A 16,255-nucleotide genomic window follows, 5' to 3' on the forward strand; every position below is an offset into this window, starting at 1 on the left:
GAGGTCTTCTCCTTCATCGAGACCTTCTACAACCGGCGCCGACTACGCAAACACCCCAACTGGGGCTACCTGACCCCGCACGAGACCCGACAGCGGCACACCACCGCCGCATAAGAACGAGCGTCCGAGATCACGGGGAAACTTCAGTGCAGCATTCTCCCCCGTCTGCGGACGCCTGTTGAAGGACCACCAGGCCAGCAGGAGTCGGCAGCACGACACGCCCAATGTGCGCTGGCACCGAGACTGTTGCCCACTACTTTGAGCAACTCGACGGCGATCCGACCCCGCCAGGCCGTCTGGGCTAGTTCGGATAAGCCTGTATCCGGTGTCCCATGCTCCAGGTCAGCCCGAAGATGATCAGTCGGCTTGACGACCTCGAAGCCGACCTCGTCACCCGCAAAGTCCGCGCCCAAGCCGAAGGTTGGGCCGGTGAGATTGAAGGTCTCGACCTCACCCTCCAACTCCTGCGCGCCAAACGGGATGACACCCACCGCCGCACCCGCCGCCCCACCGCCGACCTCGGCATCCCTACCCCCCGAACCATAGGAGCCCCGTGACAGCACCGATACGCACTCATCCGACGGCGGCGCCGGTGAGCGCGTGCCGCGCAGAGCGCGGTGCCGAACGCACACGCCCGCTGCTGGGGCGCGCCGAGCGGGCGGTCGAGGGCGAGCGACGGCTATGCGGACACAACTCATCTCAGACCGATTCGCCAGGCGTCAGATACCGGTAACTGCTGCCGGTCTCCTCGGCGAGCCAGCCGTTGACGCTGCTGAGGCCGCGATCGTTGATTTGAGCGTCGTGTATTGGGAACGCCCGCTGCGGTTTGACCGCCTTGACGAAGTCGATTGCCTCCGCCATCTTCATCCACGATCCTTGGGCCGGTACCAGGAGCGTCTCGACCGGCTGCTCGGGGACGTACAGCGAGTCACCGGGGTGGTAGATGGCCTCGTCGACGATGTAGCCGAGGTTCGCGCAGTCCGGTTGGCCGTCGTAGATGAACGCGTGACGCCCGCCGACAGCTCGTACGCGGAAGCCGGCGGCGGTGAACTCCGCACCGGAGGACACCCCGGTAACCTCCAGCCGTTCAATGTTCGCTTCGGCCGGGGCGTAGACCGGAACGCCGAGCCCGGCCAGGCGAAGGACATCGATGTGATCGGTGTGTTCGTGGGTCACCAGCACGGCGTCCGCGCCGGTCAAGGCATCTGGCTCGCTCCACGTCCCTGGATCGATGACCAGCGCCCGGCCATCGTGTTCAAGCCGTACACATGCGTGGGTGTATTTCGTGATCCGCATGGCGCCCAAACGTATACTGCCGCACCACCCTGCGCCCGCTGGTCCCAGGCTGAACACGGAGGCCCGCGCAACGCGGACCTGCGTGCCGATGTGTGAAAACTCGACCCGGACGTTTGCCTATCAACCGCCAAGCGCCAAGCGCTAAGCGCTAAGTGATCGTGAACCAGAGTTCGGGGCGTGAGTTCGGCCTTGGGGAACATCGGTACAGCGGTTGGCTCTGAGATTGATCATGGTCAGGGCATGAGGGTGCTGACTCGGTTCTCGTACTCGCGGCGGGCCCTGCGCTGGGTCGGGACTACGGGGAGGCCCTGGCCGCCGTCGAGCGGCTGGCAGTGGGCGAGAAGCTGGCGGTGGACGGCGGGGACCGCGGTGACGCGCAGGGTGTAGCCCTGGCCGCGCCGTACGGTGACGCCCTGGTCGAGCGCGGCCCGCTCGGCGGGCTCCAGGTCGGTGGTGCGGAGGAAGTCGGCGACTTTGCCCGGCATGTCGAGGGTGACCGGCAGTTCAGGGGCGGCGTCCTCCTCGCTGGCGGTGTGGTCGGGCAGGAGGTCGGCGACGGCCGTACGGATGGCGCCGCGGCTGACTCGGTGGTCGCGGGCGAGAGCGGCGATGGAGCGGCCTTCGAGGTACGCGGTGCGCACGTCGCCGGTCTTCGTGGTCGCCACGGCCGGGCGGCGTCCACCCCTGCTGCCCCTGGCCTCGGCGGCGCGCAGTCCGTCGTAGGTCAGCTCGCGCTGGAGGTCGCGTTGGAGTTCGCCGGCGGCGGCGAGGGTCTGCACCATGAACTTCACGGTGGAGAGCAGTTCGCCGGTGCGCGGGTGGCGGGCGGTGAGGTCCATCGCGGAGAACGCGCCGTCGTGGATGCGCAGTGCCACCTGCTCGCGGTGCAGGACGTCGAGCACGTCGAGGATGTGCCCGGTCCCGCGTACGAGGCGAAACGGAGGATCGGACCCTATCTGTCGTCAAACCCTGTCAGCAATCGCCATCGGATCAGATTGGATTCGCGCCGCCTCGAACCCCCGGATTGCACGGGTTCATTGGACGCCCTGCCTGCCTGTCGTCAAACGATCGTTTGACGACAGGAGAGTGCCGCCTGATGGGTCTACTCAGGGGCGGGATGCGTCCTGGTGGGCTTCGTCCGGGCTGGTTGCGGCCCAGGACGCGAGCAGTATGAGGGCGTCGTGTTCGGGGGTGCCGGGTTCGGCGCTGTAGGCGGTGAGGGTCAGTCCGGCGTCGCCGGGCAGCTCCATGGCGTCGAAATCGAGGGCGATCTCGCCGATGGTCGGGTGACGGAAGCGCTTGTGGCCGGTGTGGTGCAGGCGCACGTTGTGCTTGGCCCAGGCGGTGCGGAACTCGTCGCTGCGGGTGACGAGTTCGCCGATGAGGCTGGTGAGTTCGGTATCGCCCGGGGCTCGACCGGCTTCGGTGCGCAGCAGGGAGACGGTGGTGCTGACGGAGGCGTTCCAGTCAGGGAAGAAGCCGCGGCTGGTGGGGTCGAGGAACTGGAAGCGGGCGATGTTGACTGGGCGGGCCGCTGCGGTGAACAGGGGTGCGTACAGGGCGCGGCCGAGGTCGTTGACGGCGAGGATGTCGAGGCGGCCGTTGCGAATGAAGGCCGGTGAGCCGGTCATGGAGTCCAGGACTCGCTTGAGGCTGGCGGGGACGGTGTCCTTGGCCCGGCGTGAGGTGCGGCGGGCCGGGCGCTGGCGCTGGGCGGCGGCCAGGTCGTGCAGGTGGGAGCGTTCGGCGTCGTCGAGCTGGAGGGCGCGGCAGAGCGCGTCGAGGACTTCTTCGGAGGCGCCGGCGAGCTGGCCGCGTTCCAGGCGGACGTAGTAGTCGATGCTGACACCGGCGAGCAGGGCGACTTCCTCTCGGCGCAGTCCGGGGACCCTGCGCTTGCCGCTGCCGAAGGCGGGCAGGCCGGCCTGCTCTGGGGTGATCTTGGCCCGGCGGGTGGCGAGGAATTCTCGGATCTCGCGGCTGGTGTCCATGTTGTCCAGGTTAGGAGGCGCGGGGGGCGGCTGGGAGGTTCTGTCAGTACCTGGAACGGCAGAGCCTTCCGCACGCCTGTGAGCTGCGGTTTCCTCGATGGTGTCAGCAGATGCGGCCCCGGCCCGGAAGGCGGGCACCTCCCCTTTGCGGGATGCCTGCCGGCCTGGGGTGGCCGACAGTGGCAGTGCCGCATCCTCGCGTCCGAACCATCACAAGGAGTCACATCATGGCGAAGCAGTCCGCACCCCAGGAGCTGGCCGGTATCGCGCCGAAGCTGGTCGAGGTCACCAACGAAGTCCTGTTCCAGGACGTGTGGGAGCGCCCTGGGCTCTCCCCGCGGGACCGGAGCCTGGTCACGGTCAGTGTGCTGGCCGCCCTCTACCGCAGCGAGCAGCTGCCGTACCACCTGGGTGTGGCGCTGGACAACGGGCTCACGGTCGAGGAGCTGTCCGAGGCGATCACGCACCTGGCGTTCTATGCCGGATGGCCCAACGCCATGACGGCGATCACCCTGCTGAAGAAGATCGCGGACGAACGCTCCGCCTGATCCCCGGCGCGAGCAGCGACCCTGCCCCGCACGATCCGCGGGGCGTAGTGAACCGGAAGAGGAACAAGATGGCTGGCAACGGATTCGACCAGATCTTCCCGCTCGGCGAGAAGAACGACGCCTACGCGCAGTATTTCATCGGCCAGAGCTACCTGGCTCCGCTCACCTCGGGCAGCGTCCCGGTCAGCAACGTCTCCTTCGAGCCGAGCTGCCGCAACAACTGGCACATCCACCACGGCACGAACGGCGGCGGCGACCAGATCCTGCTGTGCACGGCCGGCAGCGGCTGGTACCAGGCCGAGGGCGAGGACCCCATCAGCATGGAGCCGGGCACGGTGATCCGCGTCCCCGCCGGCACGAAGCACTGGCACGGCGCGAAGGCAGACGCGTGGTTCTCCCACCTCGCCTTCATCACCCCGGGCGAAGGTGTCAGCAACGAATGGCTAGAGCCGGTCACCGACGAGGTGTACGGCAAGCTGCCGAAGAACGGAGCGCACGCATGACCGTCCTGGACGAGACCTACACGCTGTCGAACGGCGTCGAGATCCCCAAGCTCGGGCTCGGCACCTGGTTCATCGACGACGACAAGGCGGCCGACGCGGTCCGCGCGGCCGTGCAGATCGGCTACCGCAACATCGACACCGCCCAGGCCTACGGCAACGAGCGCGGCGTCGGCGAGGGCGTACGCACCTCCGGCGTGCCGCGCGAGGAGCTGTTCGTCTCGACCAAGCTCGCCGCGGAGATCAAGGACTACGACCAGGCGGTGGCCGCGATCGACGGCTCCCTGGAGAAGCTGGGCCTGGACTACGTCGACCTGATGCTGATCCACAGCCCGCAGCCGTGGGACGACTTCCGCGGCGGCGACTACGCCCAGGGCAATCGCGCCGCGTGGCGCGCGTTGGAGGAGGCCCACAAGGCCGGGAAGATCCGGGCCATCGGCGTCTCCAACTTCCAGCAGCACGACCTGGAGAACATCTTCCAGGGCGCGAGCGTCGTCCCGCACGTGAACCAGCTGCTCGTCCACGCCGGGAACACCCCCGCCGAGCTGCTGGCCTACTGCGAGAGCAAGCAGATCCTCGTCGAGGCGTACTCGCCGATCGCCCACGGCGCGATCCTGAAGAATGCCGAAGTCCAGGCGATGGCCGAGAAGTACGGCGTGTCCGTCCCCCAGCTCTGCATCCGCTACACCCTCCAGCTGGGCACGGTGTCGCTGCCCAAGACGGCGAACCCCGAGCACATGCGCTCCAATGCCGAGGTCGACTTCGAGATCTCCGACGCGGACATGGATGCTCTGCGGGGCCAGCTCGATGTGGATTACGGCGACCACAGCGCCTTCCCCGTCTACAGCGGCAAGTGACGCCAGACGAGGGCCAGCCCGCGCTGGCATGGATCGGCCACGACGCACCGAGCCCACCGGCCCAAGCGAAACGGCCTAGTCCGGATCGCCCCCTCCGTCGTCCTCGTCCAGCTCCGGCGTGTCCGGGTCGCGCAGCGGGCGCAGGGCGCCGGCGGCCGGGACGCTGGCGGTGAAGCTGTAGCGGCCGAGCAGGTTCAGGTTGCGGTGCTTGAGCGGGGACAGGCGGGCGACGTCCTCGTCGCGGATCTCATGGCCCTCGGCGCGGAGCTGGGCGACGGCGGCGTCGATGTACTTCGTCGTCCAGAGCACGATGGCGTTGAGGACCAGGCCGAGCGCGCCGAGCTGGTCCTCCATCCCGTCGCGGTACGCCTGGTGGATGGTGCCGCGCTTGCCGTGGCACACGTCCCTCGCCAGCTTGTGGCGGGACTCCTGCACGGTGAGCTGCCGGTTCATCTGCCGGCGGTAGGTGTCGTCGACCGGATCGACCACCCGCAGCAGGTGCTCGGTCTTCGCGATCCGCCCGTACTCCGCAAACGCCGCCCCGAGCGGCGTCGGGCGGCCGTCGCGTCCGAACATCCGCAGCAGGTCGTAGGCGCGGACCTGGTTGGTGACCAGGGAACCGGCGACCTTCAGCATGTCCGGCCAGTGCGTGATCACCTTGTTCAGGTTCACACGGTTACGCGCCAGATCCTCCACCACGCCATACGTGGCCCTGTCGACGCCAGGCATCGTGGCCCGCCAGAACCGCTGATCGTCCAGGTCGCGGAACCTGGGGCTGAAGTTGTAGCCGAGGATCTTGAACAGGCCGAACACCATGTCGGAGTATGAGGCGTTGTCGGTCGCCACCATCTCCGGCTTCACCCCCGCCGTCGAGGTTCAGCAACGCGTCCAGGATGTGCAGGGAGTCGCGCGGGGTGCCGGGCACGACCATCTGCCCAATGGCCGCGACCTGGTCGTTGGCGGCGTTGAGCCAGGTGATGCCCCGCTTGAACCCGAAGTACTTCGGCGACGGGGCTGCGCTGATGGTGCACACCGGCACCTGGAAGCGCAGCCCGTCCACGGAGGCGAGCAGCCCGTCACCCCAGTAACGCACGATCGGGATGCCGGCCTGGGCAGCGATGAGAGCTGCGTTCGCCGCGGCGATGGTGTCGGCGCGCAGGTAGTACTGGTCGACGTGCACGAGCCGGGCCCGGGTCAGGGCCCCATAGCCGGGGTTGACCACCGGGGCCAGGCCGATGTTGCACGCCTCGGACACCAGCAGCGCGACCACCGAGGTGGGCAAGTCCTTCATCCGGGTCGTGCCGTCGCCGAGGTGCACGAAGGCGCCGAGGAACCCGGTCCAGGCGTTCACCTCGAACAGCCGGTCCGGCAGGTCGATCTTCGGGAGCATCTTCTCGACCCGCTGGCGCAGCCAGGTCAGCGACTTCGGCTCGCCGAGCGCGCCGAGCTTGTCGACGTTCAGCTTCACCCGCCCGTCGCCGGCCACCTCGACGGAGACCTTCGCCGCCGACCCTGCTTCCTCCAGGCGCGTCGCGAGCTGCTTCCATCCGGCGTCCAGGCCCCGCACCAGCTCCGCCAGGTGCTCGGTGAGGGGCATGTCCAGGCTCAGGGCCGCCAGGACGTCCTCCTCGACCGCGTCCCAGTCGGACCCGTCCAGCAGAGGGGCCCGCGGGTTGGACCAGCGGTGCGACGGAGCGGCGAACACGTCCCGGCTGTTCAGAGCCCGGTGCAGCTGCTCCAGCACGCACACCACGTACGCGTCCCGGTCCACCGCGCCCTGCGGCAGATCCGGGTTGGCGTACACCGCCTTGCGCCACGCCGGCGGCACCAGCTTGTCGTCCACCTCGCGCGGCAGCAGCGGCTTGATGCCCACCTTCCGCCGCGCCAGCGCCGGAAGACCACGGACCCCGGCCAGGACCCGCTTCCCGGCACTCGCCGCATCCAGCGCCTTCGACTCGCCCAGCAACGCGAGGAACGGGCGCACCGTCGCATACCGGTTCGCGAGCGCGGCTCGCATGGCGACCTCGGCCGAGTTCTCGTCCTCGGGCACCAGGGTCACCACGGTGACCGCCGCGGACATCACGGCGGCACGCGGCGCGACCTCCTCCACGGCTGCCCACAGCGCGGCCACGTCCAGGTCCGCCTCCCGCTCCTCGACCAGCTCCAGCTCCTCGAACAGCACCCCACACGTGGCGGAGGTTCCCTCAGACCGGGCGGTCGACTACCGCCAGCAGCGCGGCGGTGATGCCGATCAGGGCCCTCGCCTCGTCACGGCTGTACGTGAACGTCGAGGTGACGGCGTCCGCGTGTACCGATCCGCTTGCCTGATCTTCGACGACCGAGCGGATCGCCGCCCATCGCTCGTCCTTGGCGCGCAGGCGACTGTCCTTGTTGAGCGGCCACGTCCAGCCGCAGTGAAGCCTGATCCACTCCAGCGCCTTACGGGCATCCAGGATCGCTCCGTCGGTGTCTTCCTCCAGGAGACGACGCTGCGCGGACCTCAGGTGCTGCGCCGGCTCCGCCCGGGGGTCGTCCTCCAAGGGGAAGGGCACCGCCATCTCGAAGGCCACCGACGGGCCGAGAGCGTTGAGCTGTTCGATCCAACGGCTCTTGGCGACACTGAAGTGGATCACTTCTGTCGTACTGCCCGGGTAACCGACTGCCTGCGGTAGAGCCCCCGTGGTCTCAAGTTCCAGGCGCAGGTCCCCCTGACGCGCTTCGTTGATCGCGTGGAGTTGGGCGGCGGTCAGCAGGAACTTGAGCGTGCGGCGCTCAATACCGAACTCCGGGGTAAACGGCAGCATCTCCGTCACGCGGCCGAGGAGCATGCGCTGGTACGAGCCGGCGGGACTGTAGAGGTCGGCCTGGAGAGCGAGGAACCGTCCGGCCTCCCCGGCAGGCGGCGCCTTGACCTCCAGCCCGAGCTGCAGGCAGATCGTGCCCATCCCCCGGAGGAGATTCACACTCTCCTCCGGGACGGCGAGTGCGAAGTCCCCGACTCCGGCGTCGAAGCGCATGACGTTCATGAACGGCCCCTCCGTAATGCAGCCATCCGCCGATTCTTCATCAGCATCGGTCAAAGGTTCTCCGCTTTCCCGGAACCGGGCCCCCACTGTTCAGTCCAGACGTCACCCCATTGCCATCGAACCAGACGAACTAAGGCACAGGCCATTGAAGTGGAGGCAAAGCGCTGGGCCTGCGACTGATGGTGACCAACTGGACGCAAGTCGAGCGGCCCGTCCAAAGCATCGCCCCCGAGTTACCCGGTGCTTTCGCCACGCTCAGCTCGTCGAGAAGCACGCTCCAGGCGCTGACCCCAGGCGCCCAGCACGAGACCAAGCGGCTCGAGCCGTCATCGGATCGACGTGCTGTTCTCCGTCGAGCGGTGAGCCCGTACCAACGACCAACCCTCCCGGCCCCGCCACCAGCGGCTCCGAACAGCGTCTTGCCCGAACCCATCGGCCCGATAATCGCTACGTGCACACCACGGTTCCAGCGAAGCGAGTCTGCCAGCACGAGCATCACCTTCACGGTCGATTCCCCAGTTGCTGCGTAACGGATCGCCACCGGCACCTCACCCCCCTGGTTTTGTGGGAACTCGCCAACAGCCTCTCAATGGACCGATGACCCTCAACCGCAAATGAGCCCCCGGCCTCATCGTCTCGTCGCATGCCTTCAGCCGCGCACTTGTCCACCGCTCTGCACGCTCGCTGCACGCGTGTCCACCGGTTGTCCACCGGCGGGCGTCAAGCCCGGCTGCAGCGCGAAGACCGACCCAGACGCAAGGTAGAGGGCAAGGAAAAACCCCAGGTCACGGCGAGTGAGTCCTGGGGTTTCTCGGAGCCGCCTTCGGGATTCGAACCCGAGACCTACGCATTACGAGACCGTGAGTAATCGTGCTGCGTGGTGCCGGACGGTGCCGCCTGGTGCTGTTCTGCCTGATCAGAGCACGTGCAACAGGTCGACCTGCGCTGCCTCGTGCTACGTCGTCCAAAAGCGTCCGGCCACCGAGCGGCCACCGGTGACACCAGAGGTTTCCCTTGTCTGGGTTGGCAGTATCAAACAACCTCCACCGATCGGCCGTCGATGTCCTTGCCGCGATTGCCAGCCTGATCCGCCGCGACCATCACGCATCCCACTTGAGTGATCCACTACCAGTGTCCGCGAATGTGGGTCTGCACCTTCAGCTCCCCCCTCGCTGTCAGTAGCATCGGGCCATGGAATACGACCCGTCTCGTGTGGAGCGGACGGTAGCTGCTTGGGAGCGCATCGAGGAGTGGCTGCGGGTGTACGCGCCACGTTCGTACGCGATGCTGCCCGGTCCCGCTCATCCGGGTGAGGTCGAAGCGGCGGAGGCCGCGGTGGGGGAACTGCCGCCGGAACTGACGGCGTTGTGGGCAGCCCGGGGCGGCGGTCGTGGCAGTGGCCCGGAACGCCTCAGGATCCTCAGGGGCTACGACGTGTTCCCGCCTAGAGATGCGGTTCGGTGTCATCGTTGGGCGCTGTCGCCCATCCTCGAAGCGGAGGAGATGGGGACGCCTCCGTGGGTTCCCACGTGCGCTACGGACACAGGCGAGCCGCATCTGTGGAATTTCATCGACACACCCACCGGTCGACTGGGGTGGAACGTCCACGGCGGCGAATTCACCGAGCCGGAGGAATCGGGGGAGACGTTCGCCGAGTGGATCGAGAGCGTCGCTGACGAACTCCACGGGGGGCCGGGCTGGGGGGTTCTGCTACCCGGGGTCGCTGACGGCTGGCTGTCGTGGCGGGACACCCGGGTCCCGGACCGGATTCCGTCGAACTGGCGGCCGTTGCAACCGGAGTAGGCAGGGTGTCCGGGGACGTTCACCTGAAACGACGGTGGACCGCCGGTCTGGCCGGCAGCCCACCGCGGTTTGTCACGGGTGCAGGGTCATTGTGCACGTGAGGGATCGGCCGACCGGAGTGCAGCCGGAGGTGATCCCGGTGTCGAGGAGATAGGCGTCCCCGTTCAGTAGCCGCATGTTCGATCTGAAGCCACCGAACTGGCTCATCGAGCCGCTGTTCTGGCTTCCGGCAATCGCCGACCGGCCGCATACTTCCGACCACTGGGGCGCGTACCCGCCGATGTTGTAGAGGTGAACGGTCCCGTTCACGTCTTTTGCATACGTCTGCAGGCACTCGCTACCAGACGACACCGGATTCAGCCCGCCCAATGAGGCGGGCATGCCTCCGCTGTTGTAGGAGGCGTTGAAAGAGAACTCGTCACAGTTCAGTGCGTCGCCCGGGCCACTCAGAACCGCGGGGTCGCCGTTGGCGGCGGCCCACCCACCTTCGTCGCAGATCACGTCCCTGTTCTGGTCGTCGCGGCCACCGGGCAGGTAGTACAGCGGTGTGGCTAGGACTCCCGGGTGCGGCGGCAGTTCGGTCTGGACGAGCCAAGCGTGTGCGGCGGCCTGCGGGTACTTGGCCGCGTTGAAGGTGTAGGTCGGGGCGTAGTTGACGAAGACGCACCCGCCGGAGGTGGTGATGACGGTGTCGCAGCGGACTTCGTCGAGTCTGGTCGGGTTGTCCAGGCTCCACTGGTAGCCGGTCAGGACGGTGGGATAGCCCGGCGCATCGATGATGTCCGCGGTGAGTTGGAAGTCCGGCTTGAGGAAGAGCGCCCCACCCGCTGTTGAGTTGTCCCACTTGTACTCGGTGGTGAGGGTGGCGACGTGGGTGTCGCCGGGTATCCAGGACGGTTGGCCGTCCCACGAGGCGGAGGAGTCTTCCGGTGTGCAGGAAGGCCCACACAAGTGCCGGTCCATGTTCATGTTGACCATGGCAATCTCACCGGTCCAGTTCTCCGGGGTGATGGTGAGGATCTCGTGGAAGGTGTCGGTGCCGTCCAGCAGTAGCTCACGGTGGAAATAGAAGGTCACCAACCCCTGTGTCTCTCCGTCCAGGCGCAGGTAAGCGGGCACGGTGCGGTGGTCGCACTCCCTGAGCCGGGTGGCTTCCGGGGTGGCGTCCTCGGTGTGGCACCAGTCGTCGGTGTCCAGCGGGGCGACGCGGTCCGCGGCGGAGCGGTCAGGAGCTGTCGCGAGTGCCGGGCCCATGCACGCCTGGGCGCCGTTCTTGACCAGACCGCAGGACGGCTTCGCGGCAGCCTTTGCGGCGGCTGGTGCGAGGTTGGTGCCGGAGGTGTTCAGCGGAGGTACGACGTGGCTGTTGGGCTGCTGTGCCTTCTGATCGGGATTGGGGCTGTTGGCATCGGCGTTGGGGAGCGTGAGGTCGATCGCCGGGCCGTCGGGCACACCGAAGTCGCCGGGCAGGAAGGCGACGGCATCGTAGGCGACGTCGTCGTCCCCGCTTCCGGTGACGACCGTGTTGGACAGGCTCACCTGCGGTGTCTTGTCGTTGAAGCGGTAGGCTCCGAGGACGACCCAGTGGTTGTTCGAGTGGGTGCCCTGGTTGAGCGTGCGCTTGACGGTGCCGAAGGCGGTCTCGATCTGGTAAACGGCCTGCTTGGTCTGCGCCCCGGTGTCGGGGACGTGCACGAGGACCTCGGCCTGCTTCTGGGCCACGGGACCGTTCATCGACCAGGTTCCCAGGACGGTCATACGGCCGCCGTCACCGCCGAGCGCGATCTTGTCACGGGCGTGGGCGTACCAGAAGTGGCCCTGGTAGCCGCCGCCGATCTGGTGGAGGTCGCCCTTGGCTTCGTACTGGCCAGAGGAGTCGGGGTAGAAGGTGAACTGGAATGTCCCAGAGGATGCGGCGTTGCCGCAGGTCTGGCTCCAGGTGGGTGTTCCGTTGGGGACGGAGTGGACGACGATCGCGCCCGCTGGGGGTGCGGCACAGTCGGCTTCGCCGTACTGGAGGCGGTAGCCGCGGCCGGGTTCGGTGCGCAGGGTCTGGTACTTGATGTACTCGTGGCCGCAGTAGTCGGCGCAGTCGGGCTTCCAGACGGTGTTCGCCTCATGCCACCAGTGGAGTTCGTCGCAGCCTTCGATGTGGTCGGTCTCGCACGGGGGCGGGTCGGAGACGTCGCAGTCGTTGGACTCGTTGCAGAAGGTCTCCAGCGGGGGCTTGATCTGGCTGCGGTCCTCGACACTGATCCACCAGGCGGGCTGGAAGCCGGCGGAAGAGAAGCCGCTCTCACCGGGCCAGTCCTGGCGACCGGACGTTGCGTAGGAGTGCCCGGTGTCGATGGACCAGGCGGCCCAGCCCATCACCTTCTCCTCGTAGGGCCAGTCCTGGGGGTGTGCGGCGTCGTGGTTGGCGTTCGAGTCCAGGCTGGTGTCCATGAACGCCTTGCGGCTGGCCGGGTAGATGGGGTTGGCCGGGTTGTTGTACCAGCCCAGCCCCCACGGGCCGTTCGGTCCGCCGGGGCCGGAGCCGGGCGGGTTGTAGCCGAGGTTGTAGTTCCACACCGCTGTGAACCAGTTCTCCGGCTTGGAGGCATCGTCGTTGTTGACGGTGACGGCCTGGCCGGCGGTGTGCACCTCGTTCCACTTGTCGGCGAGGATCCGCAGCGATGCGGCCACGTTGACGGTGTAGTCCAGCGCGACGGCTTTCTGCAGGGCAGGCGACAGACTGGTCTCGCCGGTCTTCTCATGCCCCGCCAGGCGCATGCCGTCGGTGACCTGGCCGACGCCGTAGCCGCAGTCGGAGTGCTCCCAGTCGATCTTCCAGTAGTCAGACGGGGCGGTTCCGGTGTGACCGTAGAAACCGGCCACCGACGCCAGAGGGTTGCCCATCTGGCCCGGTATCGCGCCAGATTCGGCCTGCCACAGATTCGACTCCTGAGCGAGGATGCCCAGTTCGACCTGCGCGGGAATCTGACCGCCGCCGATCAGGCCAGGCTTGGCGAACAGAGCCTGCGGGCTGATCGTGCCCAGTCCCGCCTGGGAGCGCCAGCCGCCCTGGGTAACCCAGCCCGAGGTCAGGTTGCCGCGGACGGCCATGTCGACGGCCCACTCGACCTGGTTGGGCGTGGGCTGCAGCGCCTGCGCGTTGACATCGTTGCGCGGCACCGAGCAGTAGCGGTCGGTGTCCACGGGGTTGTGGTCGTCGCTGACGGCCGCCGCGATCTTCCGCGCCTGTGCGCTGGTCTGGGTGGCGGCCTTGGACGCGCCCGCGAGTGCGGGCGACGCAGCTGAGCCGGGGGCCGCGTCAGCTGCGGCGACGCTCTGCGTGGTCGTCTTGCCCGTTGTCGTGGCGGTGGCGGTCAGTGTCAGGGCACCGTCGCCGGTGGTCCCCGTCTGCTGCGGGGCCTGGCCGGGGGCGGGCTCAGCCTTGGCGGTGGCCTGGCCTGCGTCGGCGATGTTGGCGAGGCCGGCCTGCACGCCCGGCGTCAGCACCGGGTCTACCGCGAGCCGTCCCAGGCTGGACAGTTGGGTGTCGGCGCCCGCGTCGACCTGGGTGATTCCGGTCCTCGCGGTCTTGACGACGCCCTTGGGATGCCCGGCTAGGAAGACCCGGTCGGTGCCGGCCTGCTGCAATGACAGGTCCGTCAGCTTCCCTGTGGCCACGGTGGCGAGCCGTCCTGACCGCCACACCTTGGCGTGCGCGGTGCTGTCACCCTTGCGGTCCAGGAAGGCGTACGTGTCCTTCCCTGCCTTGTCCTTGCCCGCCGGGTGGATGTCGTACGGAGCGCTGTCCGCTGTGGCAAGCGTCGTGCTCTTGCCGGTCCGGCCGATGTGCACCAGGTGGTGGCCCAGGGCCGCCACGGTGCCGTCGGCCACGGGTATCGCCGAGGTCACCTGGCCGCTCGCGGCGGTGTCGGCGACCGTGGCGCCCGAGGTGTCCACCGTCACCAGGTGCGTCTTGTCGTCGCGGTATGCGGTGAACGCGGCCGTGTGCGTGTCCGGGTTGCAAGACGGGTCGAAGTACACCAGCGACGCGGTGAACGGCAGCTTGGTGACGGTGCCCTTGTCCAGGTCGATGATCGCGGTGAACGCGCCGCCCAGCATGAGGTCTTCGTGGTTGGTGAACGTCCGGGGCGCGTAGGCGACGGCAGCGTGCGAGGGGTCGATCACGCAACTGTTCCCGATCCAGGTGTCCGCCGGCAGCCCCGGCTCGGACAGCACCGCGGCGGTGCGCCACGCGTAGGCGTCCCGGCTGTCGGCGACCAACACGTGCAGGCCGTCGCTGTCGGCAGCCGCGGTCACCGCACGGTCCGGCGAGGACCGCCACCCTTTGCCGAGCGTCTTGTCAGGGTCTGCCACCGCACCAGCGGCCGGCCGGCTCTTCGCGGTATCGGTGCCTCCCGGGTGGGGGCGAGCAGCCGCCGGTGGCGCCTGCAGTAACCCCACGAGCGCTGCGGTGACGGCGAGCGCCGCCACCGCGGCTCTTCTCCGAATAGACGTCAACTGCTTCTCCTCTGCTTCGAATAGGCGGCTGCGTGCCCGCGCGCGCAGCACACTTCTCGTTCCGCCCACCGAGGGTGGTGGGCGGAACTTGTAGAAACTGTTCCCACCTGAGGCCGAGCACGTGCGGAGGCACAACACCTCGTCCCTCGCCAGGCAACCGCAGTGGAAGGCGACCGCATCACCAAAGGCGCTGCGCCCCTCCTGCTGAGGCACACGAGCGGTAGCTATGAGGAGGCCAATTGCGGATACTCGGAGTGACACCACCAGCCCAGGGCTGCGTAAGGCCACGGAAACCGGTTCACCCCGCCTCCTCATGCCATCCCGCCCTAGTCGCACCCCGCCCTATCCATGCCCGGGAGAAGATTTACACCACCATCTGTACGACTAACCCTGCACAGGAGCACCGTCTCGCGCAGGCTGTCGTTTTTTACTTCTGCTTGACTAAGTTGATCTAATCAAGCATCACAAAGGTGCTGAAAAATTGCCTTATGCCCGACTTGTATGCGTGTCGAAAATAGGGCACTTCCTTGGCTGGGACTGACTCGTTGACAGCCGCGCAGGAACTCTCGTAGCAGAAACTGATCAGGAGTGCATGCATCGGTCGAGCGAGCGAGTCAAAATCTTCGCAATTCGGCGAGCCCGGTCATGCCGAGCTGGTTGGGACCACGATCGGCCGCATCCTGGGGCTCATTGATAGTGGCGCCTGAGCCAGGGGTGTCGGTGCCCCTATCTCACCGACACCGAGCGGAACTGAGCTGTGGCACCAGCGGCAACTCCGCGAACCAGCTCCGCTTCGTCCGTGGCACCAGTTTCGCCGGGGACGACTCGCAATCCGTACCAGATGGGCTGGAGAACGTGGCTCCACGCTGCACAGCTTCGCGATCAAGTGGCCCACCTGGCCATCCGCGCGAACATCGCGGTCGGTCTCCGCGGGATGTCCGTCAAATCCTTCCACCGCCCGCTCGACATCCTGGACCTCACCTGATCAGCAATCATCCAAGATCACGAGACTTTGCAACAACCCTGTCAAGAGCTCGGCGAGGTTGACGGGCACCCAGGTCCTCCTGAAATTTCGAAACGCCCCATTGGCTCGAAAATTTTCGTAAACCGGACCGCCAGACACTCTTCGGCCAAATCACGCCTCCAGCGACGTCTAAAAACTGACCCCACTCAAGGCGCTCTTGACTCCTTGGAGCTCCTTGGTCCACACTCTCACGTCGGAATCAGTTGCCCGTTTAAAGGGGGGGGTAGCATGCGAAGTCACATAAAGGGAATCCTTGCTTCCGGGGCCGTGGTGGCGCTGGCGACCATAGGTGGTGTCAATCCGGCCCACGCCACTACGAACGGCACCTACACCAGTTGCGCCCACTACGATGAGACACTGTGCGTGTTCTACAACTCAGGCCTCGCCGGTTCTCATATCGGAATCTTCGGCACGGTGAATTACAGTCTCATCCCGTGGACGTGCCCGTCCGATGGTTGCCGCGCGTACAACTTCATCACTTCGGGGGCTGGGTACAGCCAGCCCGTCAAAAACAATGCGGGCTCCGTGTACAACGAGAACCCCGGATCGACGTACTACGTCTTCTACAACAGCAATCAGCAGGGCCCGGACGACTATTGGGCACCTGAGGGCTTGGGCACGTGGTACGGAAATTTGAATGTCACCTACAACGAGAACGCCTCGCAGCAGTGCACGCAATGCGGCCCGACGTGACGGCC

General features: G+C 67.1%; 11 protein-coding genes and 1 pseudogene. 6 read left to right on the plus strand and 6 right to left on the minus strand.

Going from position 1 to position 16,255, the window contains the following annotated elements; all coding sequences use genetic code 11:
• Positions 1-332: 332 nt before the first annotated feature.
• Positions 333-557 carry a recombinase gene (locus tag BUE44_RS29125; RefSeq protein WP_235002570.1) on the plus strand — a complete coding sequence of 75 codons (225 nt, stop codon included), beginning with the start codon at positions 333-335 and terminating at the stop codon, positions 555-557.
• A 142-nt stretch (positions 558-699) separates the two neighbouring features.
• Here the strand turns inward: BUE44_RS29125 and BUE44_RS29130 are convergent, their stop codons facing one another.
• The 3 genes from BUE44_RS29130 to BUE44_RS29140 form a co-directional block, all read right to left on the minus strand.
• A complete protein-coding gene (locus BUE44_RS29130) occupies positions 700-1,296 on the minus strand; it encodes an MBL fold metallo-hydrolase (protein WP_073502009.1) in 597 nt (198 codons plus the stop codon).
• A 233-nt stretch (positions 1,297-1,529) separates the two neighbouring features.
• Complete coding sequence (locus BUE44_RS29135) at positions 1,530-2,198, minus strand: hypothetical protein (RefSeq protein WP_235002572.1); 669 nt, start codon at positions 2,196-2,198, stop codon at positions 1,530-1,532.
• Positions 2,199-2,402: 204 nt separating this feature from the next.
• Complete coding sequence (locus BUE44_RS29140) at positions 2,403-3,287, minus strand: helix-turn-helix transcriptional regulator (protein WP_073502011.1); 885 nt, start codon at positions 3,285-3,287, stop codon at positions 2,403-2,405.
• 227 nt (positions 3,288-3,514) lie between these two features.
• Between BUE44_RS29140 and BUE44_RS29145 the strand changes: the two genes are divergently transcribed.
• The 3 genes from BUE44_RS29145 (at position 3,515) to BUE44_RS29155 (ending at position 5,192) form a co-directional block, all read left to right on the plus strand.
• Positions 3,515-3,835 carry a carboxymuconolactone decarboxylase family protein gene (locus BUE44_RS29145; RefSeq protein WP_073502012.1) on the plus strand — a complete coding sequence of 107 codons (321 nt, stop codon included), beginning with the start codon at positions 3,515-3,517 and terminating at the stop codon, positions 3,833-3,835.
• A gap of 68 nt (positions 3,836-3,903) precedes the next feature.
• Entirely contained in the window at positions 3,904-4,338 is a 435-nt protein-coding gene (locus tag BUE44_RS29150; protein ID WP_073502013.1) for a cupin domain-containing protein, read from the plus strand.
• Positions 4,335-5,192 (plus strand): aldo/keto reductase, encoded by an 858-nt coding sequence (locus BUE44_RS29155; RefSeq protein ID WP_073502014.1) that lies wholly within the window; start codon positions 4,335-4,337, stop codon positions 5,190-5,192. The genes BUE44_RS29150 and BUE44_RS29155 overlap by 4 nt, the downstream gene beginning before the upstream one ends.
• A gap of 75 nt (positions 5,193-5,267) precedes the next feature.
• Here BUE44_RS29155 and BUE44_RS39870 read toward each other — a convergent pair.
• Positions 5,268-7,374: pseudogene (locus BUE44_RS39870) on the minus strand (Tn3 family transposase); the annotation flags it as partial.
• 22 nt (positions 7,375-7,396) lie between these two features.
• The gene (locus BUE44_RS29165; RefSeq protein WP_143172603.1) at positions 7,397-8,272 is read right to left on the minus strand and encodes a hypothetical protein; all 876 of its coding nucleotides are present in this window, start codon (positions 8,270-8,272) and stop codon (positions 7,397-7,399) included.
• A 1,137-nt stretch (positions 8,273-9,409) separates the two neighbouring features.
• Here BUE44_RS29165 and BUE44_RS29170 point away from each other — a divergent pair.
• A complete protein-coding gene (locus BUE44_RS29170) occupies positions 9,410-10,021 on the plus strand; it encodes an SMI1/KNR4 family protein (RefSeq protein ID WP_143172604.1) in 612 nt (203 codons plus the stop codon).
• Between the two features lie 72 nt (positions 10,022-10,093).
• Here BUE44_RS29170 and BUE44_RS29175 read toward each other — a convergent pair whose 3' ends face one another.
• Positions 10,094-14,389: a carbohydrate-binding protein gene (locus tag BUE44_RS29175; RefSeq protein ID WP_200804559.1), complete on the minus strand. Its 4,296-nt coding sequence runs from the start codon at positions 14,387-14,389 to the stop codon at positions 10,094-10,096.
• A 1,396-nt stretch (positions 14,390-15,785) separates the two neighbouring features.
• Here BUE44_RS29175 and BUE44_RS37205 point away from each other — a divergent pair.
• Complete coding sequence (locus BUE44_RS37205) at positions 15,786-16,250, plus strand: hypothetical protein (protein ID WP_143172605.1); 465 nt, start codon at positions 15,786-15,788, stop codon at positions 16,248-16,250.
• The last annotated feature ends 5 nt before the right edge of the window (positions 16,251-16,255 follow it).

The organism is Actinacidiphila paucisporea (genome assembly GCF_900142575.1).
GTDB classification, from domain to species: Bacteria; Actinomycetota; Actinomycetes; order Streptomycetales; family Streptomycetaceae; genus Actinacidiphila; species Actinacidiphila paucisporea.

Coding starts and splice junctions, on each gene's coding strand:
- BUE44_RS29125 (WP_235002570.1), top strand. CDS start 333: ATGCTCCAGGTCAGCCCGAAGATGATCAGTCGGCTTGACGACCTCGAA.
- BUE44_RS29130 (WP_073502009.1), bottom strand. CDS start 1,296: ATGCGGATCACGAAATACACCCACGCATGTGTACGGCTTGAACACGAT.
- BUE44_RS29140 (WP_073502011.1), bottom strand. CDS start 3,287: ATGGACACCAGCCGCGAGATCCGAGAATTCCTCGCCACCCGCCGGGCC.
- BUE44_RS29145 (WP_073502012.1), top strand. CDS start 3,515: ATGGCGAAGCAGTCCGCACCCCAGGAGCTGGCCGGTATCGCGCCGAAG.
- BUE44_RS29150 (WP_073502013.1), top strand. CDS start 3,904: ATGGCTGGCAACGGATTCGACCAGATCTTCCCGCTCGGCGAGAAGAAC.
- BUE44_RS29155 (WP_073502014.1), top strand. CDS start 4,335: ATGACCGTCCTGGACGAGACCTACACGCTGTCGAACGGCGTCGAGATC.
- BUE44_RS29170 (WP_143172604.1), top strand. CDS start 9,410: ATGGAATACGACCCGTCTCGTGTGGAGCGGACGGTAGCTGCTTGGGAG.
- BUE44_RS37205 (WP_143172605.1), top strand. CDS start 15,786: ATGCGAAGTCACATAAAGGGAATCCTTGCTTCCGGGGCCGTGGTGGCG.